This window comes from Romboutsia sp. D33t1_170424_H2, from assembly GCF_015669105.1.
Lineage (GTDB): Bacteria > Bacillota > Clostridia > Peptostreptococcales > Peptostreptococcaceae > Romboutsia_C > Romboutsia_C hominis.
Window position 1 is genome coordinate 25,535 of the sequence record NZ_JADOZQ010000004.1, and the last position, 16,830, is coordinate 42,364.

Here is a 16,830-nt window from a genome sequence, read left to right on the forward strand (position 1 = left end):
ATCCCCCTATATACTTTCTTGTCTTATATTTTCAACTATATTTTCTTTGTTTATTTTTTTCATAGGAATATAAGCCGATACAAAAGTAATGACAAATACACCTACAATAGATATTAAAACTGCCTTTATAGGAAGTACCATACCTATTTCTATAACATCTCCAAGAACTTCATTCATATATACATCTATTAAAAGTCCTATAGGAATTCCGTATAATAAGGCTAATACTCCATATAATAAGCTTTCAAGATATATCATTCTGTTAAATCCACTAGGTGTTACACCTATTGATTTGATTATTGCAAATTCTTTTTTTCTTAAATTTATATTTGTACTCATTGTGTTTATTATATTAGTAGCACTTATTAGAGATATTACTACTGTAAATCCATATACAAATATTTTCATAACATTGATAGCCTCTTCCATCTCTAATACATCTTCTACATCATCTGATACATCATAACCATATTTTTTTGCTATATTTTTTACATCATCTCTAGTTTTTTTTGTTTTATTTGTGTCTATGTATATATCTCCATCACTTATTTTATATCCTAGCTTTTCTCCTACTTCGTTATAAGTTATAAAATCTATACCCATATAAGTAGACCATCTATATCCTGGAAGAAAATCTTCAGTAGTAGCTAGTACTTTTAACTTAATAGGCTCTCTTACTTCCTTATCATTTTTGTCTATATATCTCTTACAAATATTTATTGTATCTCCTACTTTATAATTTGTTAATGAAATCTCACTTTGTTTTCTGCTAGAGCTATTGTCACTTTTATTTCGAAGTATTATTCCATTTTCTTTTATAGCACTTTCTTTGTCAAAACTACCAGTTTTTAATTCTAATTCTTCTATTGCTTTATCTCCTACAAAATTAATTCCATTATTGTTAAATATATATACAATTTCACCATTTTTATTTTCCTTTGAAAAACGTCTTTCTATTAAATCCTTATATTCTTTATTTATGTTATTTTCATTAATGTATGTTTCTGCACCATAAGGATTAATTGCACTAATTTTATTTACTCCATCTATATTATTTAAATCTTTAACTATATCATTTTTCTCTCTTATTCCGCTATACCATACTCTCATATCATAGTTTATTTCTCCTATATTTACCCGATTAGCTTTTTCAAATAAATCAATAAATCCACTAAATGATATAAATATAACTACACTAGTTACTAAAGAGAATAAGGTTATTCTGAATTTCTTTTTATTTCTTCTAAGATTTTTGTATGCAAGAACTCCTTCAGTTTTAAATATTAACTTAACTAGTTTAGAATTTTTTACTTTTCCTATTTTTAAATCATCACTATTTCTTATAGATTCAAGTGGAGAAGTTTTTGCACAATTGATTGCTGGAAGTATTGCCGATACTAATATAGCCAATAAAACTATTAATGCACTTCCTACTATCATATAAGGATTATATATTACTCTTAGATTTATATCTGAAATAAATTGGCTATTAAATACTGTTTGTATTGATTTAAAGATTAAATCCATTCCAAAAGTTCCAACTATTAACCCTATAGGTATTCCTATTAAACTTATTACAATAGCCTCTATAAATACTAGCTTCATAACTTGAGTTTTAGTTGCCCCTATAGAATTTAACACTCCAAATTGTTTTTTTCTTTCATTTACAGATATACTAAAAGAATTATATACTGTTACTACTGTGCATACTATTACTAATAATGTTACTATAAGTAATATTTTATTAAATGTTTTATTTATATTTTCGTAAAGACTTGCCCCTTGTAGTCTTAATAGATACTCATTAAAGTATAGGTTTTCATAGTGAGTTTTATTATCATTATTATAAATCATTGACTCGTCATTATCAGTTGATTTATCAACTTCTAATCCTAGTGTTTTTGCTATATTTGTGGCTATAGTATAGGCTTCTTTAGGATTATTAAATAATATATATGCATCTAATGTATCTTTTTCAAATGGTTTATTTGGCTCTAAATAAGTTATTCCATTTGAAATTTCACTTAGTTCAGCGTATGGTTTTTTCATAATTCCAACAACCTTATATTCTTTTTCTTTTGTATCAACTAATCTTTCATTTTCTTTTAGTATTGGAATTTCTATTCCTTTTCCATTTTCATCTATTCTTTTTCCAACATTTAAAGTTATAGTATCTCCTAATTTTTTGTTTATTAAAGGTATGACCCTTTCACTTAATACTATCTCATTTTCATTAGTAGGTAGTTTTCCTTCTTTTAATTTTACTTGATTCATTTCAAAACCATTTTTGTTATAGGCTTTAAGGTTAATCAAGTTTAATTTGTCTTTATTTAATTTTGAATATCCTAAATCTTCACTAATTGAAGTTTTTGCTATTCCTGCACTTTTAGTTATAGTGTCTAAATCTTCCTTTTTTACATTGTAAAAAGCTGAATGAAAATATCCTTCTTGTTCTATAGTCTGCCTAAACTGATAATCCATATAACTTTCATATATGCTTCCTATTCCACATATTAATGCTGTTGATAGTATTACTCCTATTATTGTTACTATTGTTCTTTTTTTATTTTTTTTTAAATACCTTAAAGTTAGAGTTGTATATAAATTCATTTATATCACCTCGTCTGCTTTAATAATTCCATCTTCTATAGCTATTACTCTGTCTGCTTGTAGTGCTATGTTATTATCATGAGTTATCATTATTAATGTTTGATTGTATTTTTTTACTGATAGTTTTAATAATTCTATTACTTCCTTTGAGTTTTTACTGTCTAAGTTTCCAGTAGGTTCATCTGCAAGTATAATAGATGGTCTATTTATAAGTGCTCTACCTATAGAAGTTCTTTGTTGCTGTCCTCCACTTAGCTCATTTGGAAGGTTGTTTTCTTTTTCTTTTAATCCTAATGTTTTTAATAAATCATTTAAGTATTCTTTATCTATTTTTCTGTTATCAAGTTCTGCTGGTAGTAGTATATTTTCCTTTACACTAAGTACAGGTATTAAGTTATAGAACTGATATATAAGTCCTATGTTTCTTCTTCTAAATATGGCTAAATCTTTTTCATTTAATGAGCATATATCTACTCCATTTATATATACTTTTCCACTACTAGGCTTATCTACTCCTCCCATTAAATGAAGTAGTGTACTTTTACCACTTCCACTTGGTCCTACGATTGCTACAAATTCACCTTTGTTTATAGATAAATTTACATTTTTTACTGCATCTACCTTTGTATCACCCTTACCATAACTTTTGGTTATGTTTTCTACTTTTACCACTTCCATATTAGCCTCCATTTTTTTAGACTTGTCTAATCTTTATATTTATAGTCTATCTTCCTAGACTTACTTTAAAGTGAATTATATATTACAAATTAGTCACTATAGTTTTTGTGGAATATAATATGGAATTCGCATCCTTTGTTTTTCTCACTTTTAACTGATATATCACCATTTTGACTTTCTATTATAGACTTTGCCATAGCTAGTCCTATTCCTACGCTATCTTCTTTTGAGCTATTTCTTCCTTTGTAAAATCTTTTAAATATATGAGGTAAATCTTTTTTCTCTATTCCCTCTCCACTATCTTTTATAATTATTTCTGAATATATAAAGTTATCTTCATAACTAATTTCTAGCTTTCCATTTTGAGGTGTATGTTCTACACAATTTTTAATTATGTTGACTAAAGCCTCAACAGACCATTCCATATCCCCCTTGTAGAAGATACTATTATTCCCCTTAATACTTACATCTATATTTTTAAGTTCTAATGGTATTAAACTTGGCCCTAGAGCTCTTTTTACTAGTTCATTAATATTTACATTTTCATATTTAAAATCAATTACCTTAGCTTCTACCTTTGATAGTCTTAGCATACTTTTTATTAGCCACTCCATTCTACTTAGCTGGGTTTTTATTTTGTCCAAAAACTCTATTTTAGTTTCTTTTGGTAAATCTTCATACATTAAGTCATTAAGTATTATAAGTGAAGTCATAGGAGTTTTTAATTGGTGTGAAATATCTGATATAGTATCATTTAGAAATATCTTTTCTTTATTTAGTAATTCTACCTTTTCTTTAAGTATATTAGTCATTTTTAAAAGCTCTGTTTTTAAAAGACCAATTTGTCCTTCTTGGTTTTTATTCTTCATTTCATAATCTCTACCCTCTGAGCTATAATATACATAGTCAGTCATATCTTTTATATCATTATATATATGCTTAAAATAGTACATAACTAAAATTAAGGTAAATATAAATACAAGCACTATAAATAAAGTATTTAAACTAAAAATGTCATTTATACTTTCATTTATAATAGGCTCATTTCTAAGGCTTATATTTTCATTATAGTTATATTTATTTAATACTTCTTTACCTAAGGTTATGTTATTCTTTGACTTACCTTGTGTTATTACAGTTATTATTTCCTTTTCCAAATCAGGATGTTTTGAAAGTATAGAACCTACTATAACTTGATTATTTTCTATTATTTTATCTTTTATAATATTTACACTTTTATAGCTTATTCCTAGTGAAAAAATTATAGCTATTATAAATAGTAAAATGTAATTTCTTATGAAGTTTTTTATTTCAGCATTAGATAGAAACATTTTCTTCACTTCCATTCCACTTGTATCCAACTCCCCTTACTGTGTGTATATATCTAGGATTTGTTATATCATCTTCTATTTTTTCTCTAAGCCTTTTTATATACACTGTAAGGGTATTATCATTTATAAAATCATAAGTAACATCCCATAACTTTTCTAAAATTTGAGTTCTACTTAAAACTATATTATTATTTTGAATTAATATTAATAATAACTTATACTCAGCAGAAGTTAAGAAAATCTCTTCTTCTTTTTTATACACTCTAGCTTCTAGTGTGTGTATACTTAAATCTTTGAACTTTACTATCTTTTTACTTTCATTATTATTTTTTCTTCTTCTAAGAACTGCATTTATTCTAGAGATAAGTTCTCTAACTCTAAAGGGTTTTGTTATATAATCATCTCCTCCAATATCTAGTCCCATGACTATATTTACTTCTTCATCGCATGCTGTTAAAAATATTACAGGAGTGTCATTAGTTTCTCTAAGTTCCTTGCAAAAATCGTACCCACTTCCATCAGGTAACATTACATCTAGTAATATAATCTCGTAATCCTTAGTTTTTATTTCTTTTTTTCCACTTTCTAATTCTTTACATATATTTATATTGAAACCTTCTTGTTCTAGAGCATATTTTACTCCAAAAGCTATAGTGCTATCGTCCTCTATCATAAGAATATTTTTCATAATACCTCCAAATTTAACCATTTTTTCCTTTATAATTATTATACAACAATTAAATTATTAGAGTAGTATAAACAAAATGACATATTAGTCACTTATATATAACTTTATTTTCAAAAAAAGAACTTTAGCAAATATTATAAATTACTAAAGTTCTTTTTATGTACTACTTATAATACAATTTATTTAATTTTCTAGTTAGATGCTGAAGCTGTACTAGATGCAGCAATAATAGCCACCATAGTTGCAATTTCAATAGCTATTATTATCTCTAGAAGTATATTGCTACTTATAGAATCTATATTACTCTCTTCATTTAAATACTCAGCATATGCTGACGCAACAATAGAAGCACTTATCATATTCCTATTAGTCTTACCTAAAGCCCAATTTCCAAACCCTTTTACTTCACTTAACTTATCAGATACATCTCTTATTTGCTTAACCAATTGATTTTCATCACAATCAATTAAAGATAATACACCTATTAAGGGGTATCCATATCCATCTATTTTACACTTTTGTTTTTCAAGTAATTCTTTAATTCTTATTACTTTATCTAATTTTTCTTTACTCTTATTTTTATCTAATGCCATTATATGAGATAATGATTGAAGATTGTTTGATTTATAAAACCCCTTTGAATTAAGTTCATTATAGCTTCTTTCTATATATTCTAAGTCATTATCTATGTCTTTTGAATTTATAGCTATGAGGGCTGCCCTACAATAATCATCACTAGATGTTATCCACGGATGATGATTTTTCATGTATTCATATACATATTTAGTCTTTTCAATTGATGTATTTATATCCATTTTTTCTTGATTTTCATGTATTATAATTGCTAAAAATGGTAAGTATGAATCATTTGTAAATTTATTTTCTTTTAATTTATTATATATATTTAGTATAGACTTAAATTCATTTTCTCTATTTGTCTTATTTGATAACAAATTTGCTAGATAAAATAGGCTATTACCTCTAAAGTTTGAAAATATTCCTGTATTTGTTTTAATTATATCTATACTTTCTTCCGCTTTTATTGGGTTTATATTTTTATTTTTTATGGTAGATGATAATACACAACTATACTGCATCATGCCCATTTGCCATGCCCCTTTTATTTCCTTTGTTTTTTCATAATTTTTTATAAATAGGTTTAGCTTATTGTTTATTATATTATCTTGCATTGTTTTTATCTCCCCACAATTATTTTATATATATTGTAAGTTTATCATAAAATATACTACCTTTATAGTAAAGAGAGAAAATCTATTTGAATTCCTATGTTTTAATCTAACTTATCCTGTACCCCCTTACTAGTGGTACGATTCACCGTAACAGTAGTATCAGAGTTTTTTTAAAGGTGAAAACAAAATATAACCTCTGAGTCCACCTCTTTTTTTCTTATAATATTCATGTACATACCTACACGTAAAGGATGTTAAAAATTATTTTTTCTTAAATTCCTTGTTATCTAAAATAATAACCTCTGACCTAGCTTCCTTTGCTGCCTTCTTTGTATGATTTACAAGTTTTATAACGTCCTTGTATGATTTTTTTGCTCCCTTTACTAGTAAAGGTACTCCTATAAAATCAATTTTTAACCACCTAGAAAATAATCCGCCAAATGTCATTGGTAATGAAACGGTTGGCGACGTATTAGAAAATATAATTTTCTCATTTAATAGCTTTTGTTTATGAAGCATAGAAGCTAAATTATATAATCCTGGAATTAAAACCTTTGAACGCCCCCTACCTATAGTATAGACTTCATTTCCATCTTTATCACTTCCATGATAAAAAAGTTCTCCACGATTTCCGTATACTAACTTATTAAAGTTAGGTAAGTTCAATATTTCATCTTTAGTCGGTTCTTGAGTTTCATCCAGCAATTCTAGGTGATAAGCCATTGCTAGAATAGATGAGTGTGTTCCTCCATAACAATTATATATGTATATCATTAAAATCACCTAATTTCCTATTTTTTGATTTATTTTAATAATTGTAGTATATACATTAAATATTGGAATTAAACAAACTTTGAACAAGTTTCATCCAAGTTCTTCAATATTTCTATCTACTAAAGAGGCTCTAGCATAAACTGCTAAAGCCTTAACTTTTGCGAAAAGGATTAGGTTTGAAGCCACGGTACTATTGTTTACCGTACGCTTGATTTTGAGTTAGATGTTAAATATCCATAAATTATATACAAATTTTTATTTTTACACAATTTATCATCAACCTTCTCTTCAAAACAAAATAGGAAGGATTATTCCTCCTTATTAACTTAGTTTTCCGTAGCTACACCTTAGAAGTATATTAAGTATCTATAGATTCATTATCAAATTATAGACCTATATTTTCTTTAATTTGCCTTATTAAATTTTCCTTATTTTCTTCTAGTTGAATAACTCTATTTACATTTGCTCCAGATGGATGTGGAAATCCTTTAAGAATCTGTTTTTCACAAATAATTCCTTCCTTTGATAACTTATACAGCACCTCTTCAACTGCTCTGCCTAACGGTATTATTAATATTTCTTTAAAATTTTCAATTCTACTGAGTTCTTTAATAAAATTATCATATACATATTTCATTAAAAATGCACTTTTTGATAATTTAGGTGTATGTCCTGAATAGTTCTGTTTTTTTACAAATACAGGATAAGGTACTAATGATACAGTATGTAGTAAATAATCTTTGTCTTCAAATAAGGTAGAGCAACTATTTATACTTAACGCCTCATTAAGTTTTATATCATCTAACATACTAATTATATTCTTTCTTAAACTTCCACTAAATCTACCGGCCACCTTACATTTATATTGAATTTCTTCAATATTAGTTTCTAACTCTAGTTCTTTTCGAGCAGTGGAGATAGCTGTACTCATTTGTTGAAATCCAGGTGTTATTCCAATAATAAATATCTTAGCTTTTGAATTTAAATAATCATTATGTGGAGCATAATATATTTCTATATTTCCATTTTTTTCTATAAGCAAGTCATCTATTAATAATTCATTTTTTTCATATTTATCTTTTATAGGAAGATGTTTTATAACTTCTGCATATTCATATAATGTTTTTTTCATACTTACCTCGCTATCTTAGTTTTCATTATTTCATAATACCCTTTTTATTGTACTTCTAAAAACTGATTATACTCCTCAGACAGCTATATTTTTATTATTTCCTATATTTTATATTCTCTTCTACTTTTATCATTTTTATTTTAAAAATTAAATTAGACATCTACTTATCGTTATTTCTAAAAAAATCACTCTATACAGTTAAACAATAATTATGATATTTTGGTAGTTTTATATTACTTATAATTTTACAATACAATAAAACCGTATCACTTACTTGTGATACGGTTTATTATTATTTAACATAATTTTACTAATCATAGTTAACTTATATTAAATTATATCTTTGTAATAATTCTTCAATTACAGTTCCTGAAACTTCTTTCTTAATTATATCTAATTTAATTTTATCTAATAATGGTAACTTAATATCTTTTAATTTTTTACCATCTAACATCTTAGAAGTTGAATCAAGTAACACCCTAATATCATAGCAAGAACCAAATACCTCAGGAACTCCACGGTCAACATCAAGTAGTGTATATACAGCCTCCATAGCAGTTCTTACAGAATACTCTGTTGTAAATATAGTATCACGAACAGTCTCTGCAAATTGACCAATAAATGCAAAGTTAACACATTTATCTGGTACTACTTTTGGTCTATCTCCAGCTGTTCTTGGCATAAAGAATGAAGTAATGTATGGCATCATGCAAGGAATACAATGAGCAGAATTTTTTGCCATCTCAGGAATTTCATCTACTGGAACTCCTAAATGATATAGCCATTCTTGAGTAATTTCATAACCTGTGCACTCCTTCATTGGTTTTTTTATGAAATCTCCATCTACATCAGTAAATAATCCATAAACCCATACAACAAGCTCATTATCTGGTTGAGATTTAAAATGTGGTTGTCTATTTAAAGTATAACTCATTAGCCAAGATGAATCTTTAACTGTAACAATTCCTCCTGTAACAACTTTTCCACTAAATGGATTACGTTTACATACTTTTTCTATATATGGTGGAATTTTATTATCTAAAGTAGTTATAGTAGCAGATTCCCAATTAGTTTTATTTATATTAGTACAGAATTTATCTGGTCTACCAAAAGAAGAATCTTGTGCTGCTATGTTTCTCCAAAGTCTCCAGCAACCTCCTTCAGTAGTATTTAAAACTGGTGCATGATCATCATCACCTAGACTTGAATTTTCTGTACAACTACCATTTGTAACAAATACTAAGTCATCTTCTACTAAATCAATAGTTTCTTCTTTTCCATCCTTAATACAAACAATTTGTTTTGCTATCTTTTTGTCTTCTGTTATTTCAAAGATCACATTGGTAACAGTTGTATTATACTGAAAATGAACTCCATTAGACTCTAGGTATTTAACCATTGGTAAAATTAATGATTCATATTGATTATATTTTGTAAATTTTAAAGCTGAAAAATCAGGAAGTCCACCAATATGATGAATAAATCTTTGAATATATCTTCTCATTTCAAGGGCACTATGCCACTCTTCAAAGGCAAACATAGTTCTCCAATATAGCCAAAAGTTTGATTCATAGAATTCTTTTGTAAATACATCTTCGATTTTTTTATCATATAAATCTTCTTCTTTTGCCATAAATAATTTTATTATTTCCATAGATGCCTTTTCTGTTAATGCAAATTTTCCATCTGTGTGAGCATCTTCTCCACGGTTAACTGTTGCCCTCATTAAAGAATAATTTGGGTCTTTTTTATTTAACCAATAAAATTCATCTAGTACAGAAACTCCTTCAGTTTCTATTGAAGGTATTGATCTAAATAAATCCCATAAGCATTCAAAGTGATTTTCCATTTCACGACCACCACGAATAATAAATCCCTTCTGAGGATCATTAATTCCATCACAAGCTCCACCTGCTATATCCATTTCTTCTAAGATATGAATATGTTCACCTTTCATTTGTCCATCACGAACTAAAAAACATGCAGCAGCTAAAGATGCCAAACCAGCTCCAACTAAATATGCTGATTTTCTATCCACACCTTCTGGTTTTTGTGGACGTGCAAATGCTTCGTAATTCCCATTACTATAATACATATAAATCATCCCCTATACTTTAAAGCTTATTTATTATAAAAGCTTTAGTAATTTATTTATTAATATCATATTCCCATTTAAGATTTTATTATATAGACAATATTAAGGCTTTGTAAAAATTTTAAACATAACTATAAATCTGTAAAAAAACTAGACAAATAATAATATTTGTCTAGTTTATATTTTCTATCTATTTTTGTACTAATCCCATTTGTCTGTTCTATATCTCTCTAAAGCCTCTTCTATATTTCCACAAATCAATGTATTTAATCGCTTAATAATATCTTTAGGATTTTCTTTCATTCCTTTTTTAATCCATTCAAGCACAATACCTACAAATGCATACTTATAAAAATCTGCAATAAATTCTTTATCTTTTTCTCTAACTGCCATATCTTTTGCCTTTTCTTCTACTACTCCCATAAGAAGTAATTGTACTTCATTATATAAGTAACGTTCTAGATGTTCTCTACTTACAGAGTTGAATGTATTTAATACAAAAGATTTATTATCTAGTATGTAGTTAAATATATATTCAAATCCCTGTTGCCAAGTATCGTATGTCTTTTTCCCATCTAAAGCTCTTGTTGCTTCATATGTGTAAACCCAATCTAGTAGATCGTAAATGTCCTTGAAATGATAATAAAATGTCTGCCTATTTACTCCACAATCTTCTGTTATATCTATTACTTTTATTTTTTCCAAGGATTTTTGGGCTAACATTTTTTTCAAAGATGCAGCAAATGATTTTTTAGTCATTTGAGACATATATATCCCCTCCATTATTTTAAACTTGTAAAATTCCTATTTATATATCCTTTTTATCAAATATTTCTTAAACTTTTATTATTTTTCATTAGAATATATAGTTCCACCAATTAATTCTTCTTCTTTTTCTAAATAAGCTCCAAATTTTGGATTTATTGCTTTGAAAAACAGATTTATAAAATTTAATAATATAAAGAATACTACATATGTTGCTATAAATATTTCTATATTTCCTAATAATTCAAATACATTTCCTATTATTTTATAACCTATTGCTCCAAAATATGTTGATAATTTAAAAGCTGCTAATGTTGCAATTGCTAATGGGAATGTAAATGCTGCATATGTTGGTTTAAATCCTTCTTTGAAAAGCTTTAGTATATATCCGTAAACAACTACTAGAAGTATTAATCCAGTTATTATTAACCAAGTTAGCATATATATATTTGGATTTGGATCTATAGTTAATATCCCAACTATTCCAAGTGGAGCTGGTGAACAAACTATACCAACAGTAGGTAATTTTTTATCATCTAGTATCTCACTTTTAAATACTATATAAAGAACTAATGGTAATAGTAGTGTGTAAAATATAAATCCAAACATAAGCATAAAGTTTGCTATTGGTGGAATTATTCCTCCCATTCCTTTACTTGCCACACTTCCTGTTATCATACCTGTATATATGATAAAACAAGTTGGCATTATATTATTAAAGTTCTTTTCTTTAATTCTTATTATTGTGTAATATACTACAATAGCATAATGATATACTACTGCTCCTAACCATAAAGCACTGCATACAGTTGGAAATTGTGGATAGAAAAATCCAGAAACTAACCAAGTTACCATACCCATAGTTGGATAAAATGTTCCTATAACCGGATCTCTTAATTCTTTTAACATTACTTTTGGAAATCTTATAACTCTCATTAGCATTAATGAAAGCATTATTATTGCTATAGTTATTGCAATTGGTTTTAAATAACCGATATCTTTAATTAACCAACAATTACTAAGTGTTATAAATGCCAAACATGTGCCACTTATTCCTATGTGTAAATTTTCAAGCTTATCTAAATATCTGTTCATACTAACCACCCTCTAATTTGTTATTGATGTATTTTAATATTTATTTAAATATTCTTTATAATTTTTCAAAGTATAAAGTAAAATTCTTCCATACCCCTTAATTTAATTAATTCCCTCTATAAATCACTTTAAAACAGTTCATATTTCAAATACTTTCTTTGAAGGCTTAAATATTTTCGATATTACAAGAGCTATTTTATCTTTGTAAGTTCACGATGAACTTAAGATAAATAAGCAAGATAATACTATCTTAAATTAGTTATCTAATAAATTTATGTACAAGGAGGTATGTTAATGTAAACTACAAAGAGATTAGTAATGTCTTTTAAGAATACTTTTTGAAGAGTTATTTTTATATCAGTTGATTATCCTAGAGAAGGTGTAGATGAAGCTGAAATAAAAAAGTTATGGACATGATAGTTGAGAAAAATATATTTGCTCCTAATGTGGGTGATATAGTGGAAAATGTTGAAGCTAAGATAGTTGTAATAGATACTACTGAGTTTGATTTAGTTGTGTAGTAGTTTAAGAGTTGGCTTCGGTATAGAATTTAGACAAAGGTCAAAGAACGGCCTTTAAGTGTTTCTTAAACAAATCTTTCTCTTCTAGAATCTTCGCTTTTTTTATTACTCATCCAATCATGAATTGCAAAAAGTAATACAATACACTTGCTAAAAACAAATATATTGTCATAATTTAAATCTCTACTATGTAATATTCATCTTGGATTTACTTTGAAAAAATCCAATTTTAAATAATTGAAATTATCCTTAAAAAGTGTTATGCTATCAAAAGAAATCAAAAAATGTCGTTACTATATATAATTGATTATATATTAAAGAGCTTATTTTTATAGGCTCTTTTTATATCTTATTAAAAAGCAGACCTTTAGGTCATTAGTGACATATCGCTTAATCAAAGCGAATTTTTTTTAATGATAAAGAGAGGTAATTATATGATAAAAATTGACAACTTGTCCTACTCACTTCCGCAAAAATATCTATATAATAATGTTTCATTTACATTAGAAGATGGTCAACATTGTGCTTTTATGGGCGCAAGTGGTAGCGGAAAAAGTACACTTATAGATATAATAATGGATCCAGAAAAATATATATTTGATGGTAAGTTAGAAATGAATCCAAATTTAAGAATTGGGTATGTAAGTCAGTTCTCACAACTAGACAAAATAAAAGAAACTACAGTTTTCGAATATATAGCAGAAGAGTTTATCAAGCTACAAGATGAAATATCATCTATTTGCAGTGAAATGGAAACATCTTCTGATATTGATGCTTTACTAGAAAAGTACCAAGAAGCTTTAGATGTATTTGATGCAATTGATGGTGACGATTATGAGAGTAACATTAATAAGAAACTAAATCTTGCAAATTTAACTAAGCATAAAGATAAAATGATATCTGAACTTAGTGGTGGAGAATTTAAACTTATTCAAGTTATTAAGGAAATGCTTAATAACCCAGATTTAATGATTATGGATGAGCCAGATGTGTTCTTAGATTTTGAGAATCTTAACGCTCTTAAAAATTTAATTAATTCTCATAAGAAAACAATTTTAGTTATTACACACAACAGATATTTATTAAATCATTGTTTTAATAAAATTATCCATCTTGAGAATACAGAACTACAAGAATTTGATGGTAGATATGTTGATTACAACTTATCTCTTCTTCAAACTAAAATCGAGTTACAAGAAATGGCTATTGCTGATGAAGAAGAAATTGCGAGAAATGAAGCTTTAATCGAAATATTAAGAGAGAGAGCAACCTATAATACTGAAGCTTCTAGAGGTAGAGCTCTAAAAGCTAGAGTTAAAATCCAAGAAAGATTAGAAGCCAAAAAAATTAAAGCACCATTTGTAGATATTAAACAACCGTATATCAATTTAGATACAAATAATGAAATTGAAGAAACTATTGCTTTAAAGGCTAGTGATTTTTCTATATCATTTGATGAAGTTCTTTTAGAAAATGTTAACTTTGAGATAAAATCTACTGATAAAGTAGCTATTGTTGGTACAAACGGTGTAGGAAAAACTACTTTATTAAAAGAAATATTTAAAAATAATAATAAATCTATTAAAATAAATGAAAACATTAAGCTAGCTTATTTATCTCAAATGCAAAGTGAAGTAGTAAATGAGTCTAATACAATACTTCAAGAGTTCTATGATGTTGGATTTGAGACTTATGGTGAGATTAGAAGATATGTTTCAAGATATGGTTTTGATTCAGATATACTTACACAAAAGATTGAATCTTTATCTGGTGGAGAAAAAAATATACTTCAATTAGCGAAGGTTTCTGCTAGTAAAGCAAATATGTTACTAATGGATGAACCTACAAGCCACTTAGATATTTATTCTCAAATGGCTCTAGAAAAAGCCATAGCAAATTATAAAGGTGCTATTTTAATGGTTTCTCATGATTATCATTTTATAGTTAACTGTGCGGATTATGTTTTACTTATTGAAGATAAGACAATTAGAAAAATGAGCATGCGTAAATTTAGAAAGATGATTTATGCTAATCATTTTGACAAAGACTATCTGCAAATTGAAGAAAAGAAAAAATCAGTTGAAATGGAAATAGCTTCTGCTTTAAAGGATACTGATTTTGAACGTGCAAAAACTTTATCTAAAAAGTTAGAAGATTTAATTAAATCATTTTAAATAATAATCCCTTTATAATTGACAGATTTGTCAATTTTAAGGGGTTATTTTTATCTCATAAATTAAAATCTATAGTTCACTAAATTATACAAGTCATAACTCCGTTATTTATGATACAGTTTACTACTATTTATTCTAAATAACTAGATATTAATATATGCCTAGTTATTAAATAAAATTTGTACAACACAAACCATCTTTTGAGTTATACAAATTTTATCTAATATTTATGTTATTTACATTTTTATTCCCATTATGTATTTCATTTCTTCTGTTACATCTTTCCACTCATTCTTATTAGAGTCTTTTTTATAATCTCTGTCTTCTTTTTTTAAATCAAAAGTAATATTACAATACTCGCATATATACTTATATATATCATCGTTGTTGTCATCTTTATAAACCTTTTCTAATTCTATCCTATCATTTTTCCCACAACATGGGCAAATTACTGTCTTATACTTTCTAGCGTCTACGTCTATTATCTCTTGTCTCATGTTTACTCTCCTTCATTTTATGTGATTTGAAATATTGTAAAGTTTTATTTTACTTCTTTGTTTTAAATATACCCTAAATATTTAAAATAAAACTTTGTGAAATATCGAAAATAACCTTTGTTCACATAAAATTGCATTTCACCTAGCTAGATATTTTCCAAATTACTTTTCATTTAAGACCTCATTCTTTATAAATTCTTCATTGTAATATAAGTTATATGTTGTAAATGGTGTAATTTAATTTTATAGTTATATCATATTTTTTCTATTCTCACTTCTAAACTAGTTATAAACTCATCTTCATTACTAGTCTCATATATATCAACATCATATATTTCTATAGGATCGCCTACTATCTTATAGCCATTTTCTTTTGCATAGTTATACATAGCTTTTAAATATTTTCTATTATTTTCGTATTTTCCTTTATAGGTACAACTTATGTAATCACCTTTTTTCAGGCTAAAATTAGATATTTCACTATCATCTTCTAAAAAAGCAATTACATGCTTATACTTATCTATTCTTCCTTTTACTATACTTTTACTATCAAATATAGAACCTATATTGTTGTTTCCTATTATATAAAAATTATCTTCAAGCTCTTTTCTCAGTTTTTGAATAAGATAATCTACACTTTCATTACAATCTACATTTCCCCTAACTACTAATGCTTTTCGCTCATCATAATATTTCACTTTTAATGTTTCAAAATCATTTTTGTTGATACTTTGTTCTATTACTTTTAGCCTACTTTGAATATTTCTTTTTTGATTTAGTAATATTTCTATTTTATTTTCAATTATGTTCATTTCTTCTTTTAGCATTTTTTTAGTAGACTCTATATCCCTCTTTTCAAGATATTTTTTTATTTCTTTCATAGGTATATTTAAATTTCTAAGTTCTCTTATTAAATTTAGTTTACATACATCATCTATACTATATAATCTATATCCATTTTTATCTCTAGTTGGCTTTAATATTTCAAGTTCTTCATAATATTTGATAGCATCTCTTCCTATATTGTAAGTTTTTACTAATTCTCCAATTTTATAATAGCGCTTCATGACTTTCCTCCTATAAAAAAATTCACTTCTCTCATCTCGCCAATGATGTGACACTTACTCTCACTTTTGTAATATAAATTGTCTAAAATATTTATTTATATCACTAAAATACAAATAATGAATATACTTATATGTATGTATTTATATTAAATAAATTTAACAAATCAAATCTTCTGAATATATTGATATAACTTAATTATATCCAACATTAAT

The 16,830-nt window shown here is 26.5% G+C and carries 14 protein-coding genes; 2 read left to right on the top strand and 12 right to left on the bottom strand.

Annotated elements, in window-relative coordinates; all coding sequences use genetic code 11:
* Window positions 1–6: 6 nt before the first annotated feature.
* From I4U66_RS06235 to I4U66_RS06280, 10 genes are all read right to left on the bottom strand, one after another.
* A complete protein-coding gene (locus tag I4U66_RS06235; RefSeq protein ID WP_092925517.1) occupies window positions 7–2,610 on the bottom strand; it encodes an ABC transporter permease in 2,604 nt (867 codons plus the stop codon).
* Window positions 2,611–3,288, bottom strand: coding sequence for an ABC transporter ATP-binding protein (locus tag I4U66_RS06240; RefSeq protein WP_092925515.1), 678 nt, complete (start codon window positions 3,286–3,288; stop codon window positions 2,611–2,613).
* A gap of 89 nt (window positions 3,289–3,377) precedes the next feature.
* Entirely contained in the window at window positions 3,378–4,649 is a 1,272-nt protein-coding gene (locus I4U66_RS06245) for a sensor histidine kinase (RefSeq protein ID WP_243278792.1), read from the bottom strand.
* Window positions 4,606–5,307: a response regulator transcription factor gene (locus tag I4U66_RS06250; protein WP_092925511.1), complete on the bottom strand. Its 702-nt coding sequence runs from the start codon at window positions 5,305–5,307 to the stop codon at window positions 4,606–4,608. Before I4U66_RS06250 ends, I4U66_RS06245 begins: the two co-directional genes overlap by 44 nt.
* A gap of 191 nt (window positions 5,308–5,498) precedes the next feature.
* Window positions 5,499–6,497, bottom strand: a complete 999-nt coding sequence (locus tag I4U66_RS06255) for a DUF4003 family protein (RefSeq protein ID WP_092925509.1) — start codon at window positions 6,495–6,497, stop codon at window positions 5,499–5,501.
* 261 nt (window positions 6,498–6,758) lie between these two features.
* A complete protein-coding gene (locus I4U66_RS06260) occupies window positions 6,759–7,271 on the bottom strand; it encodes a DUF3189 family protein (RefSeq protein WP_092925507.1) in 513 nt (170 codons plus the stop codon).
* Between the two features lie 385 nt (window positions 7,272–7,656).
* On the bottom strand, window positions 7,657–8,403 hold the full coding sequence (locus I4U66_RS06265; RefSeq protein ID WP_195238134.1) for a hypothetical protein: 747 nt from the start codon (window positions 8,401–8,403) through the stop codon (window positions 7,657–7,659).
* Between the two features lie 325 nt (window positions 8,404–8,728).
* The gene (locus tag I4U66_RS06270; protein WP_092925503.1) at window positions 8,729–10,498 is read right to left on the bottom strand and encodes an oleate hydratase; all 1,770 of its coding nucleotides are present in this window, start codon (window positions 10,496–10,498) and stop codon (window positions 8,729–8,731) included.
* 201 nt (window positions 10,499–10,699) lie between these two features.
* Complete coding sequence (locus I4U66_RS06275) at window positions 10,700–11,266, bottom strand: TetR/AcrR family transcriptional regulator (RefSeq protein WP_092925501.1); 567 nt, start codon at window positions 11,264–11,266, stop codon at window positions 10,700–10,702.
* A 78-nt stretch (window positions 11,267–11,344) separates the two neighbouring features.
* Window positions 11,345–12,358 carry a TDT family transporter gene (locus tag I4U66_RS06280; RefSeq protein ID WP_092925499.1) on the bottom strand — a complete coding sequence of 338 codons (1,014 nt, stop codon included), beginning with the start codon at window positions 12,356–12,358 and terminating at the stop codon, window positions 11,345–11,347.
* Between the two features lie 413 nt (window positions 12,359–12,771).
* On the opposite strand from I4U66_RS06280, the gene I4U66_RS06285 reads away from it, so the two are divergent.
* Window positions 12,772–12,879 carry a hypothetical protein gene (locus I4U66_RS06285; protein ID WP_195928607.1) on the top strand — a complete coding sequence of 36 codons (108 nt, stop codon included), beginning with the start codon at window positions 12,772–12,774 and terminating at the stop codon, window positions 12,877–12,879.
* A 434-nt stretch (window positions 12,880–13,313) separates the two neighbouring features.
* Entirely contained in the window at window positions 13,314–15,053 is a 1,740-nt protein-coding gene (locus tag I4U66_RS06290; protein WP_092925495.1) for an ABC-F family ATP-binding cassette domain-containing protein, read from the top strand.
* Between the two features lie 236 nt (window positions 15,054–15,289).
* On the opposite strand, the gene I4U66_RS06295 is transcribed toward I4U66_RS06290, so the two are convergent.
* The gene (locus tag I4U66_RS06295; RefSeq protein WP_092925493.1) at window positions 15,290–15,550 is read right to left on the bottom strand and encodes a hypothetical protein; all 261 of its coding nucleotides are present in this window, start codon (window positions 15,548–15,550) and stop codon (window positions 15,290–15,292) included.
* Between the two features lie 254 nt (window positions 15,551–15,804).
* A complete protein-coding gene (locus I4U66_RS06300; protein WP_092925491.1) occupies window positions 15,805–16,617 on the bottom strand; it encodes a MerR family transcriptional regulator in 813 nt (270 codons plus the stop codon).
* Between the last annotated feature and the right edge of the window lie 213 nt (window positions 16,618–16,830).

Excerpts from the sequence above, each read along its gene's own strand:
- I4U66_RS06290 (WP_092925495.1), top strand. The coding sequence starts at position 13,314 with ATGATAAAAATTGACAACTTGTCCTACTCACTTCCGCAAAAATATCTA.
- I4U66_RS06270 (WP_092925503.1), bottom strand. The coding sequence starts at position 10,498 with ATGTATTATAGTAATGGGAATTACGAAGCATTTGCACGTCCACAAAAA.
- I4U66_RS06300 (WP_092925491.1), bottom strand. The coding sequence starts at position 16,617 with ATGAAGCGCTATTATAAAATTGGAGAATTAGTAAAAACTTACAATATA.
- I4U66_RS06240 (WP_092925515.1), bottom strand. The coding sequence starts at position 3,288 with ATGGAAGTGGTAAAAGTAGAAAACATAACCAAAAGTTATGGTAAGGGT.
- I4U66_RS06255 (WP_092925509.1), bottom strand. The coding sequence starts at position 6,497 with ATGCAAGATAATATAATAAACAATAAGCTAAACCTATTTATAAAAAAT.
- I4U66_RS06285 (WP_195928607.1), top strand. The coding sequence starts at position 12,772 with ATGATAGTTGAGAAAAATATATTTGCTCCTAATGTGGGTGATATAGTG.
- I4U66_RS06280 (WP_092925499.1), bottom strand. The coding sequence starts at position 12,358 with ATGAACAGATATTTAGATAAGCTTGAAAATTTACACATAGGAATAAGT.
- I4U66_RS06295 (WP_092925493.1), bottom strand. The coding sequence starts at position 15,550 with ATGAGACAAGAGATAATAGACGTAGACGCTAGAAAGTATAAGACAGTA.
- I4U66_RS06260 (WP_092925507.1), bottom strand. The coding sequence starts at position 7,271 with ATGATATACATATATAATTGTTATGGAGGAACACACTCATCTATTCTA.
- I4U66_RS06275 (WP_092925501.1), bottom strand. The coding sequence starts at position 11,266 with ATGTCTCAAATGACTAAAAAATCATTTGCTGCATCTTTGAAAAAAATG.
- I4U66_RS06265 (WP_195238134.1), bottom strand. The coding sequence starts at position 8,403 with ATGAAAAAAACATTATATGAATATGCAGAAGTTATAAAACATCTTCCT.
- I4U66_RS06250 (WP_092925511.1), bottom strand. The coding sequence starts at position 5,307 with ATGAAAAATATTCTTATGATAGAGGACGATAGCACTATAGCTTTTGGA.
- I4U66_RS06235 (WP_092925517.1), bottom strand. The coding sequence starts at position 2,610 with ATGAATTTATATACAACTCTAACTTTAAGGTATTTAAAAAAAAATAAA.